A 20,712-nucleotide genomic window follows, 5' to 3' on the forward strand; every position below is an offset into this window, starting at 1 on the left:
ATCGGGCTTGCTCACTGGCCGCCGCAATGCAATTCGAATTATTTAGAGTATATAGCGAGGTTTGGCCCCGTGGATCGGGGCCCGAGCGCCAGAATTCATTCGTTGTGGTGGGTGTCGTGCTGGCGGGCGAAGGTCACCTGCATGCGCGCGCCGCCGAGCGGGCTGTCGCTGATGGCGATTTGGCCGTCGTACTGCTCGATAATCTCCGCCGCCACCGACAGGCCAAGGCCCTGGCCCGGGCGCAGGGTATCGACGCGCTGGCCGCGCTGGAAGATCAGTTCGCGTTTGCTTTCCGGAATGCCGGGGCCGTCGTCGTCGATGACGATGGTCAGGTTTTTCTCGGAATGCAGCGAGGTGATCTCGACAAACTCCAGGCAGTATTTGCAGGCGTTTTCCAACACGTTGCCCATCACCTCCATAAAGTCGTTCTTCTCGCCCACAAAGGTCACCTCCGGCGAAATGTCCAGCGTGATCACCACGCCTTTGCGCTGGTACACCTTGTTCAGCGCCACCGTCAGGCTGTCGAGCAGCGCCGGCACCGAATGGATCTCGCGCGTCAGCACCGTTTGGCCCGAGTTGATGCTGGCCCGGTGCAGGTAGTAGCCGATCTGCTGCGAGATGCGGCCGATCTGATCCAGCATGATCGGCTCGGCCTCCTCGATGGTGGTCTGCTTGCCGGAGCGCAGCGAACGCAGGGTGGTCTGCAGCACCGCCAGCGGGGTTTTCAGGCTGTGGGTCAAATCGGACAGCGTGGTGCGGTATTTGGTGTAGCGCTGGCGTTCGTTGCGCACCAGAATGTTCAGGTTGCGCACCAGCCCGCGCAGCTCGCTGGGGGGATTTTCGTCCAGCTGTTCCCGCTCGCCGTTTTCCAGTTCGCCGACCTGATTGACCAACGCCTTGATCGGCCGCAGGCTCCAGTAGGCCGCCAGCCACAGCAGCGGCACCACCAGCAGCAGGTTGGCCAGCAGCACGTAGCTGAACCATTCCCACACCACGTCGGAACGCTGCAGCTCCTGCGGAATGCTGTCGACCACCACGATGGTCAGCGCCGGCAGCCGCGCGGTGGCGGCGTAGGTGTTGACCGCCACCGAGTGGGTCAGCGCATTCCGGTCGGTGTCGTCATAATCTTTCAGCTGATCCTGCGCCTTGGGGTTGTTGCCCAGCACTTCGCTACTGATGCGGGTGTCGGTATCGATTTCGTAGAAACCGGATTCCTCAAGCCACTCCTTGTTGATCAGCTTCTCCAGCTCCGGCACCTTGCGCTGGCTCCACAGCAGCTTGCCCTTGTCGTCGTAGATGAACACCAGGGTAGGGAAGTTGAGATCGAGATCGGGGGGAATGGCGATGGTGAGCTTGTTGTCTTTCCACTGCGCCAGGCTGAAGAACAGGTTGCTTTCGCCGCGCAGCAGGCGGAAGGCGGTCTTGTCGAAGCTGACGATATAACCCACAACCGCCACCAGGCCGTAGGACAGCGACAGCGCCAGGATCACCCCGGCGGTCGCCATCAGAAAACGGGCGCGCAGCGAAAACGGTTTTTTATCCTTGTTGAACATGATGTTCATTTCGCGTCAAATCGATAGCCTTGGCCACGCACCGTGGTGATCACTTCCTGCGGATACTCCGCCTGAAGTTTTTTGCGCAGGCGGCCCATCAGCACGTCGATGGTGTGGCTCTCGCGCAGTTCGGCGTCCGGGTACAGCTGCAGCATCAGCGAATCTTTGCTGACCACTTTGCCGGCGTTGCGGATCAGCGTCTCGATGATGGTGTATTCAAAGGCGGTCAGCTTGATCTGCTGTTCGTTCACGCTCAGCTCGCGGCGCGACAGGTCGATCTGGAACGGCGGCAGCACGATAACCTGAGAGGCCAGGCCGCTGTTGCGGCGCATCAGCGCCTGCATGCGGGCGATCACCTCTTCCAGATGAAACGGCTTGGTGACATAGTCGTCGGCGCCGGCTTCCAGCACCGCCACTTTGTCCTGCCAGCTTTCACGCGCCGTCAGCACCAGGATCGGCAGCTTCATCTGGTGAGCGCGCCAGCGGCGGATCAGGCTCAGGCCGTCTTCGCCCGGCAGGCCGAGATCGACGATCGCGATATCCGGCGCATGCTCCTGCAGGAAGTAGTCGGCCTCTTTGGCGTCTTCAGCGGCATCGACCTGATGGCCCATTTCACGCATCTGAACGGAAAGGTGGTGGCGCAGCAAACCATTATCTTCAACAACCAATACTCGCATGGGGGACTCCTGTGACTATGCGGGTGAACATCCTGTCACCCACGCTCTATAAGGTAACACGCTTTACGGCGTGCCTAGGGATAACGCGCGGCCACCTTGTCCATTCGAAGAAAACGCTGACGTTATGGTAGGTATAACCTGCTCAGGCCGCAAGCGAGCCGGGAAATATGCGCTATCAATTTTTGTGCCGAATCATTATCGGCAACGGCTGATAAACGCTGAATAAACAACGGCGGCACAAAATTAAACGAAACTTAAACGCGAGGCGGCTCGACCCGCGGTACAAAGTGTGAGCAAGATCGTTGAAAAAACTCAAAGGTATTATTAAGGTATTATCAAGGTATCAAATTGATGCCAACACCAGGCCCTTACACCGCCGCCCCGGTTAACCCGGCCGGCCCTGAGTCAGCAAGGATATAATAATGAAACGTCCTCATCTGAAGCTGTCCGTCATGATGTTTGCAGAATGGTTTATCTGGGGGGCGTGGTTTGTCCCCCTGTGGCAGTACCTGAACAAGCTTGGCTTTACCCCGGCGGAAATCGCCTGGTCCTACAGCAGCACCGCCATCGCCGCCATTTTGTCGCCGGTGCTGGTGGGGGTGATCGCCGATCGCTACTTCGCCGCGCAGAAAGTGCTGGGTTGGCTGCACCTGGCGGGGGGCGGGCTGATGTTCATCATCGCCTGGCAGACCCAGTTCTCCAGCTTCTTCCCGCTGCTGGTGCTGTACGCCATCACTTACATGCCGACCGTGGCGCTGACCAACAGCATCGCCTTCGCCAACATCGCCGACGCCGAAAAAGAGTTTCCGCGCATCCGCGTGCTGGGCACGCTGGGCTGGATCGCCTCCGGTCTGGTGATCGGTTTTATGCTGCCGCCGCTGTTGGGCAGCGCCAATATCTCCGACGGCAATCTGCCGCTGATCATCACCGGCATCGCGTCGCTGCTGCTCGGCCTGTACAGCTTCGGTTTGCCCAACACCCCGGCCAAGGGCAGCGGCCCGGTGGACGTCAAGGCGCTGCTTGGCCTGAATGCGCTCGGCCTGCTGAAGGATCGTTCGTTCGCCACCTTCGCGCTGTGTTCCTTCCTGTTTTGCATGCCGCTGGCGTTCTATTACCAGTTCGCCAACGGCTATCTGACCCAGGTCGGCCTGCCGGACGCCACCGGTTGGATGACCCTCGGCCAGGTGTCGGAAATCTTCGCCATGCTGGCGCTGCCGCTGCTGCTCAAACGCTTCGGCATCAAGAAAGTGCTGATGCTCGGCTTTGTCACCGCCGCCATCCGTTACCTGTTCTTTATCTACGGCGGCACCGCCGACGTCTGGGCCTACAGCATGCTGTTCCTCGGCATACTGCTGCACGGCGTCAGCTATGACTTCTACTTCGTCACCGGCTACATCTACGTCGACAAAAAAGCGCCGCCGCACATGCGCACCGCGGCGCAGGGCCTGATCACCCTGATCTGCCAGGGGCTGGGCAGCTTTATCGGCAACTGGCTGGGCGGCCGGGCGATGACCACCTTCGCGCTGGCGCAGCCGCGCGACGGCATGACCTTTGACTGGTTCGCCGTGTGGGGCGTCGGCGCGGCGATGGTGGTGGCGGTGATGCTGCTGTTCCTGCTGTTTTTCCGCGAGCGCAGCCACGACATTACGCCGGTCAGCCTCACCCAATCATGATTCGGCGCCGGGCCTGACGCCTGGCGCGGCACAATACTCAGGAGCAACAGATGAAGCAGTTAACCCAGGAACAACGCGTAGTGGGCGCACTTTATGGGCAAATGCTGGGCGATGCGCTCGGCATGCCTTCCGAACTGTGGCCGCGTGAGCGGGTTAAACGCCACTTCGGCTGGATAGATCGTTTTCTCGACGGCCCGGCGGAAAATAGCGCCGCCTGCTATTTCAAGGCCGGCCAGTATACCGACGACACCTCGATGGCGCTGGCGCTGGCCGACGCCCTGGTGGAGGCGGAAGGGCAGGTGGTGCCGGAACTGATCGCCCGCAACGTGATCCGCTGGGTGGACAGTTTCGACGCCTTCAACAAGAACATCCTTGGCCCCAGCTCCAAGCTGGCGCTGGGGGCGCAGAAGCAGGGCACGCCGATCGCCGAGCTGGAGAACAACGGCGTCACCAACGGCGCGGCGATGCGCGTGTCGCCGCTGGGCTGCGTACTGCCGTCAGCGCCGCTGGCGCGTTTTTGCCGGCAAACCTGGCTGGCCTCCAGCCCGACGCATAAATCCGACATCGCCGTCGCCGGCGCGGTCGTTATCGCCTGGGCGGTGTCGCGAGCGGTGGAGGGCGCCAGCTGGGAAGAGATCCGTCTGGCGCTGCCGGGGGTGGCGGAGTACGCCCAGCGCCGCCAGGAGACCACCTTCAGCGCCTCGCTGTCGGCGCGCATCGAGCTGGCGTTCCGGGTGGTGGACGAGTCCATCGGCACCGAGCAGGCCTCCGAGCGGGTTTATCAGCTGGTCGGCGCCGGCGTCAGCACCATCGAGTCGGTGCCGGCGGCGTTGGCGATGGTGCAGCTGGCGCAGACCGATCCCACCCGCTGTGCGGTGCTGTGCGCCAATCTGGGCGGGGATACCGACACCATCGGCGCGATGGCTACGGCAGTCTGCGGCGCGCTGAACGGCATCGATGCTTTCGAGCCGTCGCTGCTGGCGGAGTTGAAAAGGGTTAACCCGCTGGACGTCAGCGCCTATGCGCCGGCGTTTCTGCGTTTCCGCCGGCGCTGGCAGGAGGCGGAATGAGCCACGAACGACGCGAGCTGCTGCGCAGCCTGACGCAGGGTGGATGGCATCAGCAGTGCCCGGTGACGGTGATCGGCGCGGCGGTGATGGATATGGTGGTCAGCGCCGATGCGCTGCCGCCGCGCGGCGGCGACGTCGCCGCTAAAATGCAGGGGTTCCACCTCGGCGGCTGCGCGCTGAACATCGCCGTGGCGCTGAAACAGCTGGGCATCGAGAGCCGCAACCTGCTGCCGGTCGGCGAAGGCCCGTGGGCCGACCGCCTGCGCGATGGCATGGCGCGCCGCGGCCTGCGATCCGATCTGCCGGTGAGCGGCGAAGACAACGGTTGGTGCATGGCGCTGGTGGAGCCGGACGGCGAGCGCACCTTCATTTCCATCGACGGGGTGGAAAACCAGTGGCAGGCGGCCTGGCTGGAGCGGGCCGCGCCCGTCGCCGGGCTGGCGTATCTTTCCGGTTATCAGCTGAGCGCCGCCAAAGGCGGGGTGTTGATCGACTGGATGCTGCGCCTGCCGCCGACGGTGCGGGTCGTGCTGGACATCGGCCCGCGCATCGACGTAATCGACGCCGCCTTGCTGCAGCGGCTGATCCGCCCGGGGGTGATCCTGACCCTCAACCAGCGTGAGGCGCAGCATCTCGGCATGCGGGGCGATATCGGCCATTTCTGCCGCGGGCTGTGGCGGCGCACCCGCCAGCCGGTGGTGGTGCGTTGCGGCGCGGAGGGGGCGTATTACCATGCCGGGGAGGCGGACTGCGGCTGGATCGCGGCGCGCCGGGTGCGGGTGGCGGACAGCATCGGCGCGGGCGACAGCCACAGCGCCGGCCTGTTGGCCGGATTGGCGCTGGGCCTGACGCCGCGCCAGACCATGATGCTGGCCAACAGCATCGCCGGCTACGTGGTTTCGCAGCCCGGCGGCGACTGTGCGCCGACGCTGGCCCAGCTGCTGGCCAGCGAAGAAGCCTAGTCCTCGCTGATAAACTCGTACATGTCGCTGCGGCAGAAGCTTTCGCTGTATTCGATCGGTTTTTTGCCGCTGTCGAACAGCGTCTGCCGCACGATCAGCAGCGGCATCGGCTCTTTCAGCTGCAGCGCCTGCAGGGTCTCGTCGTCGCTCATCGCCGCGCTCACCTGGCTGCGCAGCGAGCCCAGCTCGACGTTGTTCAGGCGGAAATAGTCATACAGCGAAACGCCGATGTCCTCGACGTTGGCGATCGCTTCCGCCACCACGTAAGACACCGCCACCGACATCGGGCGTTTATCGATAAAGTGGATGCGCTTCAGCTTGTATACCGGGGTGTTTTCCGCCAGCGCCAGCTTGGCCGCCAGCGCCGGGTCGGCGGGGATCTGTTCGCGACTGATCCACACCGTGTCCGGTTTGCGCCCCTGCAGCATCACCTCACGCGAGAAGCCTTTGACGTCCGCCAGCGAGTAGGCCAGCTTGGGCTCCGGCTGCTGTGGCTGGATAAAGGTGCCGTAGCCGCGCGAGCGGCCGATGATGCCGTCCTGTTCCAGGCAGGCCAATGCCTTGCGCACCGTGATGCGCGAGATGCCGAGCCGATCGGTGAAGTGGCGCTCGCTGGGCAGAAAATCCCCCTGGCTCAACACCCCCTGGTCGATGGCCTGGCGCACCGATTCGTTAAAGCGCAGGTACAGCGGCATCGCGCCCGCGCTGGCCAGATCCCGCTGCAGTTTGTCCAGCAGGCGCTGGTTGGTGTCCATGCTCATAGCCGACAGAAATCCCGTAGCCTCAATGCGATAGCCTATTTAAGGGGATTTCATTCGGCGGCGCAACTGCCGCCGCAGCGACGCGGCGGCGAAATGAGGTAAAGTAGCGGGTATGGCCATCCTCCCACTCGGAATACCATGAAGCACAACAGCAAGCGCTACGCCGCGGACGATGCGATACAGGCGGCCTTTACCCAGCAGTTGCAGCGCGGGATCACGCTGAGATCGGCATTGCATCAGGCGTTAACGCTGCTGGTGACCGGCGGAGAGCTGCCCTATCTGGCCAGGCTGCCGCCCAGCCGGGGACTGGCGGCGCGGCTGGCGGTGTCGCGCGATACCGTCGAACAGACCTATGCGCGGCTGGAGGCGGAGGGCTATATCGCCCGCGCCGTCGGGCGCGGCAGCGTGGTCTGCCATCAGCCCGACAGGCTGCTCGGCCGCGAGCTGCTGGCGGCCGGGCAGGCCAAAGACGAGCGATTGGCGGAGCCTGAGCTGAGCGCGCACGGTCGGGCGCTGTTGAGCGCCCGCCATGCGCCGCATACCCGGCGCAGCGCCTCGCTGACCCCGTCGCTGCCCGATCTGCGGGCGTTTCCCATCGACAGCTGGCTACAGCTGGAAAAGCAGGCGATCAGGCGGTACGGCGAGCGCATGCTCGGCTACGCCGATCCGCAGGGGGTGGCGGAGCTGCGAACGGCGATCGCGCAGTACCTGCAGCGCGAACGCGGGGTTAAAGCGAGCGCGGAGCAGGTGATCGTGGTCACCAGCTCGCAGCAGGCGCTGTCTTTGTGCACTCAGGTGCTGTTTGACCCCGGCGATGCGGTGTTCGTTGAAGAGCCGGGCTATCAGGGCGCCAAAAAGCTGGTGCAGTCGGCGGGGCTGGTAGCCCGGCCGATTGGCGTCGACGCGTGCGGTCTGGACGTCGAGCGCCTGATTCAGACGCCCGGCGGCGGGCGGGGCGTTTATATCACCCCCTCGCATCATTATCCTCTGGGGCATTCGCTGAGCCTCGAGCGGCGCCTGAGGCTGCTGGAATGGGCGCGGCGCGAACGCGCCTGGGTCATCGAAGACGACTATGACAGCGAATTCAACTATGACCGGCAGCCCAAGGCGGCGCTGCAGGGATTGGACCGCGACGGGCGCACCTTGTATATCGGCACCTTCAGCAAGACGCTGTTTCCGGGGTTGCGCATCGGTTTTATGATCGTGCCGCCGCCGCTGATCGCGCCGATGGTGGCCGCCAAGCAGTTCCAGGACGGCTATACCTCGGCGCTGACGCAAACCACGCTGCTCAGGTTCCTGCATGACGGTTTCTATGCCGAGCACCTGCGGAATATGCGCCGGCTGTATAAGGCGCGGCTGGATATACTGCACGCCGCAGTGCACCGCCAGCTTGGCGACTGGACGCAGCCGACGCTGCCGCAGGGCGGGCTGCAGCTGGTGTGCCCGCTGGCCGATGCGGCGACGGAGCGGCGGTTGATCGCGGCGGCCGCGGCGCAGGGCATGCAGCTGTACGGACTGGCGGATTTTTACACCGAACGGCCGCGGCACGGCGCGCTGGTGCTGGGGTTTTCGGCCTACGCGCCGGACGAAATCACGCAGTTCATCAGCCGGCTGGCGCAGATCTTCGGCGCAATGCCGACGGAATCGGCGGGCTGAAATTGGTCTGCTCGCCGTTGTAAATTGGTCCGTATTCCATCGCCAACGGCCGGTGTATCCTCTGGGTATTCGATTATTTCCCCAATGGAAATAATATCTTACTATCCGTGAGGCACCATGAACCCATCAAACAATCAAGTGCTGATCCGCAGAGTGAGCGGTGACGATAAACGCCAATGGCTGGCGTTGTGGCAGGGCTATCTGCATTTTTACCGCGCCGACCTGGCTCCGCAGGTGAGCGATGTCACCTTTGAGCGGCTGTGCAACGATGCGCAGGTCCACGGCCTGGTGGCGGAAGGGCCGGACGGTCAGCTTTCGGGGCTGATGAATCTGGTGTTCCATCCGTCGACCTGGAGCGCCGCCGGCTATTGCTATATCGAAGATCTGTACGTGTCGCCGCAGGCCCGCGGCCAAAAGGTCTCTGAAAAGCTGTTTGAGCAGGCCTATCGGCTGGCCGAACAGCGCGGCAGCGATCGGGTTTACTGGATGACGCAGGAATACAACGCGCCGGCGCGTTCGCTGTACGACAAGATCGGCAAGCGAAGCTCGTTCATCGTTTATACCCGTTAACCGCATTCAGGGAGCAAGCCTATGAGAACCAATCAGCATGGTCAGCCGGTGGGGGAGCCGCTGGCGGACTGGCGCCCGGCGCGCCGCCCGCAAGGCGTTACTACGCTCGGCGGGCGTTTTTGCCGGCTGGCGCCGCTCGATCCGCAGCGGGACAGCGCCGCACTGTTCGCCGCCTTTCAGCAGGCGCCGGACGGCCGCGACTGGACCTATCTGCCGGTGGAGCGGCCGGAAAGCCCTGCGGCGATGCGGCAGCACCTGAACAACCTGCAGGCCAACGACGCGCTGGTCAACTTTACGGTGTTCGACGCCGCCAGCGGTGCGCCGGTGGGCACGGTGGCGTTTATGCGCATCGATGAGGCCAACGGCGTGCTGGAGATCGGCCACGTCAGCTGGTCGCCGGCGATGAAGCGGCGTTCGAGCGCCACCGAAGCCATTGCGCTGATGCTGCGCCATGCCTTCGACGAACTGGGTTATCGCCGCTGTGAATGGAAATGCGACAGCCATAATGCGCCGTCCAAACAGGCCGCGCTGCGCTTCGGCTTCAGCTACGAGGGCTGCTTCCGGTATGCGGTGATCGTCAAGGGCCGCAGCCGGGATACCGACTGGTTCGCCATCACCGGCGATCGCTGGCCGGCGATCGGCGCTGCGTTCGAACGTTGGCTGAGCGCGGATAACTTCGATGCGCAGGGGCGGCAGAAGCAGCGCCTGCAGGCGTTGAGAAACTAACAAAAAGGCGGCCTGCGGGCCGCCTTTTTTATCGGGCAGGGAAAGCTTACTTCAGCTCGTCAACCATGGCGGCGGCGCGGCCGATATAGTTGGCCGGGGTCATTGCCTTCAGACGGGTTTTCTCGTCTTCCGGCAGCGCCAGGCCGTCGATAAACGCCTGCATGCCGGCGGCGTCCACGCGCTTGCCGCGGGTCAGCTCTTTCAGCTTCTCGTACGGCTTCTCTATGCCGTAGCGGCGCATCACGGTCTGGATCGGCTCGGCCAGCACTTCCCAGTTGTGATCCAGCTCGTCCAGCAGGTGCGCCTGGTTCACTTCCAGCTTGCTGATGCCTTTCATGGTCGCCTGATAGGCGATCAGCGCGTAGCCCAGGCCGACGCCCAGGTTGCGCAGCACGGTGGAGTCGGTCAGGTCGCGCTGCCAGCGGGAAACCGGCAGTTTGCTGGCCAGGTGGCCCAGCACCGCGTTGGCCAGGCCCAGGTTGCCTTCGGAGTTTTCGAAGTCGATCGGGTTGACCTTGTGCGGCATGGTGGACGAACCGATTTCACCGGCGATGGTCTTCTGCTTGAAGTGGTTCAGGGCGATGTAGCCCCAGATATCGCGGTCGAAGTCGATCAGGATGGTATTGAAACGCGCCACGCAGTCGAACAGCTCGGCGATGTAGTCGTGCGGCTCGATTTGGGTGGTGTACGGGTTCCAGGTAATGCCCAGCGAGCTGACGAAGCCTTCGCTGAACCGGTGCCAGTCCACTTCCGGGTAAGCGACGATGTGGGCGTTGTAGTTGCCGACCGCGCCGTTGATTTTACCCATGATCTCCACGCGCTCCAGCTGACGGAACTGGCGCTCCATGCGGTAGGCCACGTTGGCGAACTCTTTGCCGACGGTAGACGGGGTAGCCGGCTGCCCGTGGGTGCGCGACAGCAGCGGGATGTCGCGGTATTCCAGCGCCAGGCCCTTGATGGCGTCGATGATGCTGCGCCAGTGCGGCAGCACCACGTCCTGGCGCGCGGTTTGCAGCATCAGCGCGTGCGACAGGTTGTTGATGTCTTCCGAGGTGCAGGCGAAGTGGATGAACTCGGACACCGCGTGCAGGGCGGGGATCGCCGCCACTTTTTCCTTCAGGAAATACTCCACCGCTTTCACGTCGTGGTTGGTGGTGCGCTCGATGGTCTTGATGCGCTGCGCGTCTTCTTCGCTGAACTCGGCGACGATTTTGTCGAGGAAAGCGTTTGCGTCGGCGTCAAAAGCGGGAACTTCCTTGATTTCTGCGCAGGCGGCCAGTTTTTGCAGCCAACGTACTTCAACCTGCACGCGGAATTTCAGCAGACCGTATTCGCTGAAAATGGTGCGCAGTGCGCTGACTTTATCACCGTAGCGTCCATCAACGGGTGAAACGGCGGTCAGTGAGGATAATTCCATCGGTAGCAACTCCTGGGATCTATTAACAATGAGCAACGATATTTTGCGCCTGTTTGAACAGACGATTACGGGAAAACATTAACTGCAGGCGGCTGCCGCCAACCTGTTGCCACAGCACCGCGGCGCGGATGCCCGCCAGCAGGGTGGCGCGCACCTTGGCCTGCACCTGCGGATTCTGCAGGATCGCCGGTGAACCGGTGACCTGGATGCGCGGCCCGAGCGGGCTGACCACGTCGACATAAATGCCGGCCAGCGCGCTGATGATGGTGTCTGACTCGAGGTCAAAATGCGCCAGCTGGCGCTCAAGCTGGCCGAGGCGTTCGCCGAGCGTATTCATCGCCTGCTTGTTGGCGTTGAGCTTGCGCTCCAGCACCATCAGGCTGATGGTGTAGCGGGTCAGTTCGGCGCCCGGCCCTTTGTTGTTGGCGTTGAGCACGCCCATCAGCGTTTCGAGGCCAACCTTCAGCTTGCGCTCTTCGCCGCCGAATACCGCCAGCGTCGAAGGCGGGTCCATCTGCAGCAGGCTGCTCAGCGAGGTATGGAAGGCCTCGCGGTCGCATTGGCCTTCATGCGCCAACTGCTGCACCAGTCGCGCCGACTGGCTGATTCCAGCCATCGCCAGCGTGATGTCATAATAATTCTTCGCCACGATTACTCCTGTAAACGCTGTTAACGGTACATGGCTTACTGCATAAGGTTGCGCGTATCGAAAGGGTGACGGCGGCGGCCGCGGATCGGCGACGATCGGGCGTGGCTGTGACAACGATGACAACGAATGTTACAGATCATGCCACAAAATCGGGGCTAAACCCAGCGTCTAATACGCCGACGCGGGGGCAGATTGGCCGCGCGGCGCGGAACTGCGCAAACATGCAGCGGAAATCCTCGGAACGGGGGGCGAACTTATTGTTGCGGCAATGAATAAAGTTGAACGGCGGCATCTATACTGCCAACGTGACCCCTTAAAAAAGACCCCTTTATGCATGTAAAAAACAAGCAGCCGCTGCCGGCGGTAACGCTGGCGGCCATCGGCGTGGTGTACGGCGATATCGGTACCAGCCCGCTGTATACCCTGCGCGAGTGTCTGACCGCCGAAGAAGGCATCGCCATGACGCCGGCGTCGATCTACGGTTTTTTGTCGCTGATTTTCTGGCTGTTGACGCTGGTGGTGTCCATCAAATACGTCTGCTTCGTGATGCGCGCCGATAACGACGGCGAAGGCGGCGTGCTGACGCTGATGTCGCTGGCGGTGCGTCGGCTGGACTCGCGCTGGGTGCCGGCGGCGGTGCTCATCGGCCTGGTGGGCGGCAGCTTTTTCTATGGCGACGGGGTGATCACCCCGGCCATTTCGGTGCTTTCGGCCATTGAGGGGCTGCAGATTATCGCGCCGGAGCTGGACCGCTTTATCATCCCGCTGGCGATCCTGGTTCTGACCCTGCTGTTCGTGATCCAGAAGCGCGGCACCGGCAGCGTCGGCAAGCTGTTCGCGCCGGCGATGGTCGTCTGGTTTCTGACGCTGGCGCTGTTGGGCATTGGCGGCATCCTGCGTCACCCCGAGGTGCTGCGGGCGTTGAATCCTTATTGGGCGGTTAATTTCTTTCTGGAATACCGGGCGGTATCGTTTTTTGCGCTGGGGATGGTGGTGCTGGCGGTAACCGGCGCCGAGGCGCTGTACGCCGATATGGGCCACTTCGGCAAAAAGCCGATACGCCTCGCCTGGTTTACCCTGGTGGCGCCGTCGCTGGTGCTGAACTATTTCGGCCAGGGCGCGCTGCTGCTGGTTAATCCGGCGGCGATCGATAACCCGTTTTTCCTGCTGGCGCCGAACTGGGCGCTGATCCCGTTATTGGTGATCGCCACGCTGGCGACGGTGATCGCCTCGCAGGCGGTGATCTCCGGCGTGTTCTCGCTAACGCGTCAGGCGGTGCGCCTGGGCTATCTGCCGCCGATGCGCATCATCTACACCTCCGATCAGGAGTCTGGCCAGATCTACATCCCGGTGGTTAACTGGCTGCTGTTCGCCGCGGTGCTGGTGGTGATCGTCAGCTTCAAGCATTCCGGCAACCTGGCTTCCGCGTATGGCATCGTGGTGACCGGCACCATGCTGTTGTCTTCTGTCTTGCTGAGCATCGTGGCGGTGAAAAACTGGGGCTGGCCGCGCTACTGGGGCGTGGCGATGCTGCTGGCGATGATGGCGGTCGACATTCCGCTGTTCGGTGCCAACCTGATCAAGCTGGTGTCCGGCGGCTGGTTGCCGGTGGCGTTGGGGTTGGTCATTTTGCTGATCATGCTGACCTGGAAAACCGAACGCTCGCGCTTGATCCGCCGGCTGCGCGACAATCAGGAGGGCCTGACCGCATTGATCGAATCGCTGGAGAAAGCGCCGCCGCAGCGGGTGCCGGGTACCGCGGTGTTCATGGAGCGCACGCCCCATGCGGTGCCGCTGGTGTTGCTGCATAACCTGAAGCACAACAAGGTGATGCACGAACGGGTGGTGCTGCTGACCATCACCACCACCGACATGCCCTATGTGCACAACGTGCAGCGGGTGACCATCGAGCAGCTGTCGTCGAGTTTCTGGCGCGTGGTGGCCAGCTACGGCTGGCGCGAGACGCCCAACGTCACCGACATTCTCTACCGCTGCGGGCTGGAGGGGATGAGTTTCACCATGAATGAAACCTCGTTCTTTATGTCGCGCGATACGCTGGTGTTGGGTAAACGGCCCTGGTATCTGCGGATACGCGGCCGGGTGTTCCAGCTGCTGCAACGCAACGCGCTGCGGGCGCCGGATCTGTTTGAGATCCCGCCCAATCGGGTGATAGAGCTGGGCGCGCAGGTGGAGTTCTGAATGAAAAAGGCGCTGCAATCACCGCAGCGCCTTTCGCATAGCGGGGGGCGAGCCGTTACTGCAGGCGTTGTTCGATGATGCCGCCGCCAAGGCAGACTTCACCCTGATAGAACACCGCAGACTGGCCTGGCGTGACGGCGGCCACCGGCTCGTCGAAGCGCACTTCGATGCGTTGATCGTCGAGCGGCGTAACGGTGCAGGGGATGTCCTGCTGGCGATAGCGGGTTTTCACCGTGCAGCGGAACGGGCCGCCGAGCGGCAGGCGATCGACCCAGTGCAGCTGTTGCGCGATCAGGCCGACCGACATCAGGCGCGGATGGTCGTGCCCCTGCGCCACCACCAGCACATTGTTGGCCACGTCTTTGTCCACCACGTACCAGGGATCTTCGCTGCTGTCTTTCATGCCGCCGATGCCCAGCCCCTTGCGCTGGCCGAGGGTGTGATACATCAACCCCTGGTGCTCGCCGACGGCCTGGCCGTCGACGCTGACGATCGGCCCCGGCTGCGCCGGCAGGTAGCGGCCGAGGAAGTCGCGGAACTTGCGCTCGCCGATAAAGCAGATGCCGGTGGAGTCTTTCTTCTTGGCGGTGACCAACTCCAGCTGCTCGGCGATGCGGCGCACCTCCGGTTTTTCCAGCTCGCCGACCGGGAACAGGCTTTGCGCCACCTGCTCGTGGCCCAGCGTGTACAGGAAGTAGCTCTGATCCTTGTTGCCGTCGACGCCGCGCAGCAGGCGGCTTTTGCCGTCCACGTCCTGGCGGCGCACGTAGTGGCCGGTGGCGATAAAATCGGCCCCCAGATCTTCCGCGGCGAACTCCAGGAAAGCTTTGAATTTGATTTCTTTATTGCACAGGATGTCCGGGTTCGGCGTGCGGCCGGCCTTGTACTCTTCCAGGAACAGTTCGAATACGTTGTCCCAGTACTCCGCCGCGAAGTTTACCGTATGCAGTTCGATGCCCAGCTTGTCGCATACCGCTTGCGCGTCGGCCAGATCGGTCGCGGCGGAGCAGTATTCTTCGTCATCGTCCTCTTCCCAGTTTTTCATAAACAGCCCAGCGACCTGATAGCCCTGTTGCTGTAACAGATAGGCAGTAACGGAAGAGTCGACGCCGCCGGACATTCCGACGATTACTTTTTTCTGGCTGTTGTCTGACATGGGATTCTCACGAACTTGAACACGAACCGTGCTGATAAAAACAAGCGCAGGATTTTATCACGTCGGGCGGGCCTGCGCACTGCTCTTATTGTGCTTAGGCCGAGAACGGCCAGTCATGGCTGCCGACCAGCGACAGCGGGTAACGCTCCGGCTGTTGGTAGCTGCGAATGCTCTCCGCCACCAGCGCGGAACGCAGGTTGGGCGCCTGTAGAATTTCCTCGGCGCTCAGCCACAGGCAGCGGTCGATGTCGCTGTCGTGCGGCTCGGTCGGCAGCTGCCGCTCCAGTTCGATGACGAAACAGAAGCGCAGGAAAGGCGTGCGGTCCGGCGCGATCCACTGGTGCAACCGCAGGAACGACTGCGGCGTGGCGCGGATGCCGGTCTCTTCCCACAGCTCGCGCTCGGCGGCCTGCACCAGGGTTTCGTCGGCCTCGAGGTGACCGGCCGGCTGGTTCCACAGGGCTTTGCGGTTGATGGTTTCTTCGACGATCAGGAATTTGCCGGCGGCGTGCACTACGCAGGCGACGGTGACGTGCGGTTTGAACATGGCGGCCCCTTACAGCGGTTTGTCGATGCGTTGGTAAATGTCATCCAGCTCGGCGATGCGGACTTTATAGCTCTGCGCCAGGCAGCCGGCGTCGCTGCCGCACAGCCTGCGTTGTTCCAGCCAGCCCTGCTGGCGGTCCTGCATCGCGCCGCGGGCGCCCATGGCGAACAGGCCGCGCAGGAATTGGTATTTGGTGGCCATTTCCACGTCCTTATCGCTCAGCGTGCGGCTGGCGCAAATCGCTTTCTCGTCGGCATTGACGGCTTTGGCGCAGTCGAAGCTGGCGGCCTGCGCCGCAGAGGCCGACAGCAGGCCGGTGAACAGTAGCGCGGTTAATGCTTTTTTCATGGCGGCTCCTTGGCGAACTACAGGGAATCAAGGCTTTTCCATTCACCGGGTTGCAGTTCACCCAATGAAAGATTACCCATACTGTAGCGAATCAGGCGCAGGGTAGGGAACCCGATATGCGCAGTCATGCGACGCACCTGGCGATTTCGCCCTTCGAACAGGGTGATTTTCAGCCAGGCGGTGGGGATGGATTTGCGCTCGCGAATTGGCGGGTTGCGCGGCCACAGCCAGTGCGGCTCGTCCACCCGCTCCACGCCGGCGGGCAGGGTGGGGCCGTCTTTCAGCGTGACGCCGCTGCGCAGCGGCGCCAAATCGCTGTCCTGCGGCGCGCCCTCCACCTGCACGAAATACACCTTGCCGGTGCGCTTGCCCGGCTGGGTCAGCTGCGCCTGCAGCTTGCCGTCGTTGGTGAGCACCAGCAGGCCTTCGCTGTCGCGATCCAGACGCCCGGCGGCGTAAACGTCGGGGAAGGGAATGAATTCTTTCAGCGTGGCGCGGCCGGCTTCGTCGGTGAACTGCGGCAGCACGTCGAAGGGTTTGTTGAATAACACCACCCGGCGCGGGCCGTGCGCCACCGCGGGTTTGGCGGCATTGGGTTTGCTGAATCGTTTAACGCTGTGATTTCTAACAGGGAATTTTTTCATAACGGTTGAGATTACGGATGATAGGCGCATTATAACCGAATCCGTTTCGGATTGGCGCGGAGCGAATATTCAAGTAGTATCTACACGCATCTTACAAAGCATTAACAAAAATTGCGCTTGAAGGAGAGGTTGATGGAAAGCAAAGTAGTTGTTCCGGCAGAAGGTAAAAAGATTACGGTCGATGCCCAGGGTAAACTGGTTGTTCCGAATAACCCGATCATTCCGTTTATCGAAGGCGACGGCATTGGCGTTGACGTTACCCCTGCTATGATTCACGTGGTTGATGCGGCCGTGAAAAAGGCCTACCACGGCGAACGTAAAATCTCCTGGATGGAAATCTACACCGGCGAAAAATCCACTCACGTTTACGGGAAAGACGTGTGGCTGCCGGACGAAACCCTGGATCTGATCCGTGACTACCGCGTCGCCATCAAAGGCCCGCTGACTACCCCGGTCGGTGGCGGTATCCGCTCCCTGAACGTGGCGCTGCGCCAGCAGCTGGACCTGTATGTGTGTCTGCGTCCGGTGCGTTACTACCAGGGCACCCCAAGCCCGGTTAAACAGCCTGAGCTGACCGACATGGTGATCTTCCGCGAAAACGCCGAAGACATCTACGCCGGCATCGAGTGGAAAGCCGGTTCCGCCGAAGCGGACAAAGTGATCAAATTCCTGCGCGACGAAATGGGCGTGAAGAAAATCCGCTTCCCAGAGCAGTGCGGCATCGGCGTTAAGCCATGTTCTGAAGAAGGGACCAAGCGTCTGGTGCGTGCGGCGATCGAATACGCCATCACCAACGACCGCGATTCCGTGACCCTGGTTCACAAGGGCAACATCATGAAGTTCACCGAAGGTGCCTTCAAGGATTGGGGCTACGAGCTGGCGCGCGAAGAATTCGGCGGCGAGCTGATCGACGGCGGCCCATGGCTGAAGATCAAGAACCCGAACACCGGCAAAGAGATCGTGGTTAAAGACGTGATCGCCGACGCCTTCCTGCAGCAAATCCTGCTGCGCCCGGCGGAATACGACGTGATTGCCTGTATGAACCTGAACGGCGACTACATCTCCGACGCCCTGGCTGCCCAGGTTGGCGGCATCGGCATCGCGCCGGGCGCCAACATCGGCTCCGACTGCGCGCTGTTCGAAGCGACCCACGGCACCGCGCCTAAGTACGCCGGCCAGGACAAAGTGAACCCAGGCTCCATCATCCTGTCCGCAGAAATGATGCTGCGTCACCTGGGCTGGTTCGAAGCGGCCGACCTGATCGTTAAGGGCATGGAAGGCGCCATCGCCGCCAAGACCGTGACCTATGACTTCGAACGCCTGATGGACGGTGCTAAACTGCTGAAATGTTCAGAGTTTGGCGACGCTATCGTTAAGCACATGTAAGGGTGTTTTAGCGTTAAATGATAACGGGAGCCTCAGGGCTCCCTTTTTTATTCAATATAAAATATTGGCGTGGGCGTTATTTGACTGGCCTACTGGGAATTATCCATAAGGAAAGGGATATGAAAGTAACCTATTTAGGATGTAAAACCGGCGTTTCTTCATTGCTGTTGATCATTGGCGCATTGACGTTAACCGCAGGGGCCAAAGCCGCCTCCGCGCACCAAGCCGATCCGATTAACCAAGAGGTCGATGACCTTTTTGCTTCCCTCGAAAACAAAGCGGCCCCCGCTCCTGGCTCTGAGGCGAATGATTACGCCGCTCAGTTGCGATCCGCTATTGCACGTCATTTGAACGATGCCGACTCTTATGCCGGTAAACGTTGCGCCCTGAAGATTATGCTGGCTCCTGACGGGCTGTTGTTAAACGTACAGTCTGAAGGAGGGGATCCGGCGCTTTGCCGCGCCGCGGTCAAGGCGCTTACCCATGCTCGACTTCCCAAGCCCCCGACACCCGCAGTTTATGATACCTTTAAAACTAGCGTATTGGAGTTCCGCCCGTCAGGGGCTCAATAACAGCATTAACAGCAATACCGGAGTCTGCAATGAGGATTCGCCCTGCCACCGAGGCAGATGTTGCGGCATTGATCGCCATTGATAGCGTCGCACCCCAGGATGCGCATCGTCGCGTTCAGATCCGCCAATGGTGCATGGCAGGCAACTGCTACCTGGCTGAAGGCGAAGAAGGGCAGTTGATGGCCTATGGCGTGCTGAACGGCCACTTCTTCGGCTGCGGCTTTATCGAAATGCTGATGGTCGCCGCAGGCGGCAGGCGCCATGGCACGGGGGCCAGGATGATAGCCGCATTGATCTCCCGTTGCCCCCAGCCCAAGCTGTTCACCTCAACCAACCGTTCGAATTTGCCTATGCGGGCGCTGCTCCTGAAGGCCGGATTTATCGAAAGCGGCTATATTGAAAACCTCGATGAAAACGATCCCGAACTGGTGTTTTTTTACCCGCGCAGAGGCGCGGAAAACTGACCTCGCCATGGCCGCTATCTTCCCGCCACATTTTTATCTTGCCTCATCCGCTCCGCACCTTGATTTCAATTGAGAATCATTTTCATTTTCCCCGGGATAAGCTAAAATTCGGCAGTACTTTCAACAGGACGTTGCCATGTTCAAGCCACTGATGCTTTCAATCGCTCTGGCGCTTTGCGCCTGTACGGCTTCCAACGCCCCCCAGGGGCCTAAGCCGAAACCCATATCCCGGCTGAATCCGAATTATCCCGTCTATGCCGTTGACAATAAGATCGAGGGCTATGTCAAACTGCGGTACGACGTAGGCGCTGATGGCAAAGTCAGCGAAGTCAGGATATTGGATGCACAGCCGCGGGGATTGTTTGAAGACAAAGTCATCGCCGCCATGGCCCAGTGGCGCTTTGAGAAGAACCAGCCTTATAAGGACGTTGATATGACCGTGCGATTCAAGATGGCGTCGGCCGAGATGCTGTGAATAACGCCGGGAGATCCTCCCGGCTTTTCTTTGCTACCGACCATTTTCGACGCGCTTAGCTGGCGTCGGGGTGGTTTTTGCCTTCCTCGATAAACTCTTCGTCGATTTCATCGGTGGTTTCTTTGCTGTCGCGCCCGGAAAGGATATTCCAGCAGGCGATGAACAGCGCGGCGATCAACGGGCCGATGACGAAGCCGTTAATGCCGTAAATCTCCATGCCGCCCAGTGTAGAAATCAGGATCAGGTAGTCCGGCATTTTGGTGTCCTTGCCGACCAGCAGCGGGCGCAGAATATTATCCACCAGCCCGATAATCACCACGAAGAAGCCGACCAGGAACAGGCCTTTCCACAGCATGCCGCTGGCGAAGAAATAGATTGCCGCCGGCACCCAGATAATCGCCGAGCCCACCGCAGGGATGATCGACAGGAAAGCCATCAGCGCGCCCCACAGCAGGCTGCCGTCGATGCCGGTAAAGTAAAACGCCAGGCCGCCGAGCGCGCCTTGCACTATCGCCACCACCACCGTGCCTTTAACGGTAGCGCGCGAAACGGCGGCGAACTTGACGAACAGGTGGTGTTTAACATGCTCGGACAGCGGCAGGGCTTCGAGCGCCAGGTTGACCAGATACGGGCCGTCCTTCAGCAGGAAGAACAGCAGATACAGCATCACGCCGAAGCCGACGAAGAAATTGAAGGTGCCCTTGCCGATCAGGAATACGCTGCCGGCCAGGTATTGCCCGCCTTTGAGCGCCACTTCGGAAAGCTGTTTCTGGATATCCGCCGCATTGTCGAGGTTGTGTTCTGCCAGGAAATGGCGCGCCCAGCCCGGAAGATGCTGCAGGACCTCGGCCAGAATAACCGGCAGCTGGGTATCGTTATTTTGCAACTTGGTGTAGATGACGTTGAATTCCATCGCCAGCGAAGAGGCGATGATCGCCAACGGCGTAAATACGATCAGGCAGATCACCGCGACCGTCAACAGCGATACCAGCCCGTTTCTCTCACCCAGATATTGTTTAAGCTTTTTCTTCAGCGGGTGGAAAATCACCGCCAGGATAATGGCCCACAGCACGGAGGAGTAGTAGGGGCCCAGTACGTCCAGAAATGCGGCCGTCACGATAAAAAGGATCAGAATAAAAAATCCCTTTGAAATACCTTTAGACATCATATTCATCCCTCAAATGATAAATCCGCCAATCATCGGCGC

The 20,712-nt window shown here is 61.2% G+C and carries 21 protein-coding genes; 11 read left to right on the plus strand and 10 right to left on the minus strand.

Annotated elements, in window-relative coordinates:
* Positions 1-95: 95 nt before the first annotated feature.
* The gene (gene phoQ / locus CKW09_RS10425) at positions 96-1,553 is read right to left on the minus strand and encodes a two-component system sensor histidine kinase PhoQ (RefSeq protein ID WP_061795521.1); all 1,458 of its coding nucleotides are present in this window, start codon (positions 1,551-1,553) and stop codon (positions 96-98) included.
* A gap of 5 nt (positions 1,554-1,558) precedes the next feature.
* Positions 1,559-2,230: a two-component system response regulator PhoP gene (gene phoP / locus CKW09_RS10430; protein WP_020826469.1), complete on the minus strand. Its 672-nt coding sequence runs from the start codon at positions 2,228-2,230 to the stop codon at positions 1,559-1,561.
* Positions 2,231-2,652: 422 nt separating this feature from the next.
* Here phoP and CKW09_RS10435 point away from each other — a divergent pair, with 422 nt between their 5' ends.
* Genes CKW09_RS10435 through CKW09_RS10445 form a run of 3 tightly spaced genes read left to right on the plus strand, consistent with a single transcriptional unit; the run spans position 2,653 to position 5,935 of the window.
* Complete coding sequence (locus CKW09_RS10435) at positions 2,653-3,903, plus strand: nucleoside permease (RefSeq protein ID WP_061795384.1); 1,251 nt, start codon at positions 2,653-2,655, stop codon at positions 3,901-3,903.
* Positions 3,904-3,953: 50 nt separating this feature from the next.
* The gene (locus tag CKW09_RS10440) at positions 3,954-4,973 is read left to right on the plus strand and encodes an ADP-ribosylglycohydrolase family protein (protein WP_095097124.1); all 1,020 of its coding nucleotides are present in this window, start codon (positions 3,954-3,956) and stop codon (positions 4,971-4,973) included.
* Positions 4,970-5,935, plus strand: coding sequence for a PfkB family carbohydrate kinase (locus CKW09_RS10445; protein WP_061795386.1), 966 nt, complete (start codon positions 4,970-4,972; stop codon positions 5,933-5,935). Before CKW09_RS10440 ends, CKW09_RS10445 begins: the two co-directional genes overlap by 4 nt.
* Here CKW09_RS10445 and CKW09_RS10450 read toward each other — a convergent pair.
* A complete protein-coding gene (locus CKW09_RS10450) occupies positions 5,932-6,696 on the minus strand; it encodes a GntR family transcriptional regulator (protein WP_095097128.1) in 765 nt (254 codons plus the stop codon). The two genes, CKW09_RS10445 and CKW09_RS10450, sit on opposite strands and share 4 nt — an antisense overlap.
* 138 nt (positions 6,697-6,834) lie before the next feature.
* Here CKW09_RS10450 and pdxR point away from each other — a divergent pair, with 138 nt between their 5' ends.
* From pdxR to CKW09_RS10465, 3 genes are all read left to right on the plus strand, one after another.
* The gene (gene pdxR, locus CKW09_RS10455; RefSeq protein ID WP_095097131.1) at positions 6,835-8,352 is read left to right on the plus strand and encodes a MocR-like pyridoxine biosynthesis transcription factor PdxR; all 1,518 of its coding nucleotides are present in this window, start codon (positions 6,835-6,837) and stop codon (positions 8,350-8,352) included.
* 117 nt (positions 8,353-8,469) lie between these two features.
* Positions 8,470-8,922 carry a GNAT family N-acetyltransferase gene (locus CKW09_RS10460; protein ID WP_061795389.1) on the plus strand — a complete coding sequence of 151 codons (453 nt, stop codon included), beginning with the start codon at positions 8,470-8,472 and terminating at the stop codon, positions 8,920-8,922.
* Between the two features lie 21 nt (positions 8,923-8,943).
* Positions 8,944-9,648 carry a GNAT family N-acetyltransferase gene (locus tag CKW09_RS10465; protein ID WP_061795390.1) on the plus strand — a complete coding sequence of 235 codons (705 nt, stop codon included), beginning with the start codon at positions 8,944-8,946 and terminating at the stop codon, positions 9,646-9,648.
* 46 nt (positions 9,649-9,694) lie between these two features.
* Here CKW09_RS10465 and purB read toward each other — a convergent pair whose 3' ends face one another.
* Both purB and hflD read right to left on the minus strand, forming a co-directional pair.
* Positions 9,695-11,065 carry an adenylosuccinate lyase gene (gene purB / locus CKW09_RS10470; RefSeq protein ID WP_061795391.1) on the minus strand — a complete coding sequence of 457 codons (1,371 nt, stop codon included), beginning with the start codon at positions 11,063-11,065 and terminating at the stop codon, positions 9,695-9,697.
* A 22-nt stretch (positions 11,066-11,087) separates the two neighbouring features.
* Positions 11,088-11,714: a high frequency lysogenization protein HflD gene (gene hflD, locus CKW09_RS10475; protein WP_061795392.1), complete on the minus strand. Its 627-nt coding sequence runs from the start codon at positions 11,712-11,714 to the stop codon at positions 11,088-11,090.
* Between the two features lie 330 nt (positions 11,715-12,044).
* Between hflD and kup the strand changes: the two genes are divergently transcribed.
* Positions 12,045-13,913, plus strand: coding sequence for a low affinity potassium transporter Kup (gene kup / locus CKW09_RS10480; RefSeq protein ID WP_061795393.1), 1,869 nt, complete (start codon positions 12,045-12,047; stop codon positions 13,911-13,913).
* Positions 13,914-13,968: 55 nt separating this feature from the next.
* Here the strand turns inward: kup and mnmA are convergent, their stop codons facing one another.
* The 4 genes from mnmA to rluE all read right to left on the minus strand — a co-directional run bounded on the left by mnmA (position 13,969) and on the right by rluE (position 16,608).
* Positions 13,969-15,069: a tRNA 2-thiouridine(34) synthase MnmA gene (gene mnmA, locus CKW09_RS10485; protein ID WP_061795394.1), complete on the minus strand. Its 1,101-nt coding sequence runs from the start codon at positions 15,067-15,069 to the stop codon at positions 13,969-13,971.
* A gap of 94 nt (positions 15,070-15,163) precedes the next feature.
* Entirely contained in the window at positions 15,164-15,616 is a 453-nt protein-coding gene (locus CKW09_RS10490) for an NUDIX hydrolase (RefSeq protein WP_061795395.1), read from the minus strand.
* Positions 15,617-15,625: 9 nt separating this feature from the next.
* Positions 15,626-15,964 (minus strand): lysozyme inhibitor LprI family protein, encoded by a 339-nt coding sequence (locus tag CKW09_RS10495; protein WP_061795396.1) that lies wholly within the window; start codon positions 15,962-15,964, stop codon positions 15,626-15,628.
* A gap of 17 nt (positions 15,965-15,981) precedes the next feature.
* Positions 15,982-16,608: a 23S rRNA pseudouridine(2457) synthase RluE gene (gene rluE / locus CKW09_RS10500; protein WP_095097133.1), complete on the minus strand. Its 627-nt coding sequence runs from the start codon at positions 16,606-16,608 to the stop codon at positions 15,982-15,984.
* Positions 16,609-16,740: 132 nt separating this feature from the next.
* Between rluE and icd the strand changes: the two genes are divergently transcribed.
* The 4 genes from icd to CKW09_RS10520 all read left to right on the plus strand — a co-directional run bounded on the left by icd (position 16,741) and on the right by CKW09_RS10520 (position 19,505).
* Positions 16,741-17,994: an NADP-dependent isocitrate dehydrogenase gene (icd, locus tag CKW09_RS10505; RefSeq protein ID WP_061795398.1), complete on the plus strand. Its 1,254-nt coding sequence runs from the start codon at positions 16,741-16,743 to the stop codon at positions 17,992-17,994.
* Between the two features lie 119 nt (positions 17,995-18,113).
* Positions 18,114-18,566 carry a cell envelope integrity protein TolA gene (tolA, locus tag CKW09_RS10510; protein ID WP_095097136.1) on the plus strand — a complete coding sequence of 151 codons (453 nt, stop codon included), beginning with the start codon at positions 18,114-18,116 and terminating at the stop codon, positions 18,564-18,566.
* A 29-nt stretch (positions 18,567-18,595) separates the two neighbouring features.
* Positions 18,596-19,030, plus strand: a complete 435-nt coding sequence (locus CKW09_RS10515; RefSeq protein ID WP_061795400.1) for a GNAT family N-acetyltransferase — start codon at positions 18,596-18,598, stop codon at positions 19,028-19,030.
* Between the two features lie 136 nt (positions 19,031-19,166).
* Complete coding sequence (locus CKW09_RS10520) at positions 19,167-19,505, plus strand: TonB family protein (RefSeq protein ID WP_061795401.1); 339 nt, start codon at positions 19,167-19,169, stop codon at positions 19,503-19,505.
* Positions 19,506-19,560: 55 nt separating this feature from the next.
* Here CKW09_RS10520 and CKW09_RS10525 read toward each other — a convergent pair whose 3' ends face one another.
* Positions 19,561-20,673, minus strand: coding sequence for an AI-2E family transporter (locus CKW09_RS10525; RefSeq protein WP_095100118.1), 1,113 nt, complete (start codon positions 20,671-20,673; stop codon positions 19,561-19,563).
* Positions 20,674-20,712: the final 39 nt, after the last annotated feature.

This window comes from Serratia ficaria (assembly GCF_900187015.1).
Lineage (GTDB): Bacteria > Pseudomonadota > Gammaproteobacteria > Enterobacterales > Enterobacteriaceae > Serratia > Serratia ficaria.

Bases quoted from the DNA above. Each gene is read 5' to 3' on its own strand.
- phoQ (WP_061795521.1), bottom strand. From the start codon at position 1,553: ATGTTCAACAAGGATAAAAAACCGTTTTCGCTGCGCGCCCGTTTTCTG.
- phoP (WP_020826469.1), bottom strand. From the start codon at position 2,230: ATGCGAGTATTGGTTGTTGAAGATAATGGTTTGCTGCGCCACCACCTT.
- CKW09_RS10435 (WP_061795384.1), top strand. From the start codon at position 2,653: ATGAAACGTCCTCATCTGAAGCTGTCCGTCATGATGTTTGCAGAATGG.
- CKW09_RS10440 (WP_095097124.1), top strand. From the start codon at position 3,954: ATGAAGCAGTTAACCCAGGAACAACGCGTAGTGGGCGCACTTTATGGG.
- CKW09_RS10445 (WP_061795386.1), top strand. From the start codon at position 4,970: ATGAGCCACGAACGACGCGAGCTGCTGCGCAGCCTGACGCAGGGTGGA.
- CKW09_RS10450 (WP_095097128.1), bottom strand. From the start codon at position 6,696: ATGAGCATGGACACCAACCAGCGCCTGCTGGACAAACTGCAGCGGGAT.
- pdxR (WP_095097131.1), top strand. From the start codon at position 6,835: ATGAAGCACAACAGCAAGCGCTACGCCGCGGACGATGCGATACAGGCG.
- CKW09_RS10460 (WP_061795389.1), top strand. From the start codon at position 8,470: ATGAACCCATCAAACAATCAAGTGCTGATCCGCAGAGTGAGCGGTGAC.
- CKW09_RS10465 (WP_061795390.1), top strand. From the start codon at position 8,944: ATGAGAACCAATCAGCATGGTCAGCCGGTGGGGGAGCCGCTGGCGGAC.
- purB (WP_061795391.1), bottom strand. From the start codon at position 11,065: ATGGAATTATCCTCACTGACCGCCGTTTCACCCGTTGATGGACGCTAC.
- kup (WP_061795393.1), top strand. From the start codon at position 12,045: ATGCATGTAAAAAACAAGCAGCCGCTGCCGGCGGTAACGCTGGCGGCC.
- mnmA (WP_061795394.1), bottom strand. From the start codon at position 15,069: ATGTCAGACAACAGCCAGAAAAAAGTAATCGTCGGAATGTCCGGCGGC.
- CKW09_RS10490 (WP_061795395.1), bottom strand. From the start codon at position 15,616: ATGTTCAAACCGCACGTCACCGTCGCCTGCGTAGTGCACGCCGCCGGC.
- CKW09_RS10495 (WP_061795396.1), bottom strand. From the start codon at position 15,964: ATGAAAAAAGCATTAACCGCGCTACTGTTCACCGGCCTGCTGTCGGCC.
- rluE (WP_095097133.1), bottom strand. From the start codon at position 16,608: ATGAAAAAATTCCCTGTTAGAAATCACAGCGTTAAACGATTCAGCAAA.
- icd (WP_061795398.1), top strand. From the start codon at position 16,741: ATGGAAAGCAAAGTAGTTGTTCCGGCAGAAGGTAAAAAGATTACGGTC.
- tolA (WP_095097136.1), top strand. From the start codon at position 18,114: ATGAAAGTAACCTATTTAGGATGTAAAACCGGCGTTTCTTCATTGCTG.
- CKW09_RS10515 (WP_061795400.1), top strand. From the start codon at position 18,596: ATGAGGATTCGCCCTGCCACCGAGGCAGATGTTGCGGCATTGATCGCC.
- CKW09_RS10520 (WP_061795401.1), top strand. From the start codon at position 19,167: ATGTTCAAGCCACTGATGCTTTCAATCGCTCTGGCGCTTTGCGCCTGT.
- CKW09_RS10525 (WP_095100118.1), bottom strand. From the start codon at position 20,673: ATGATGTCTAAAGGTATTTCAAAGGGATTTTTTATTCTGATCCTTTTT.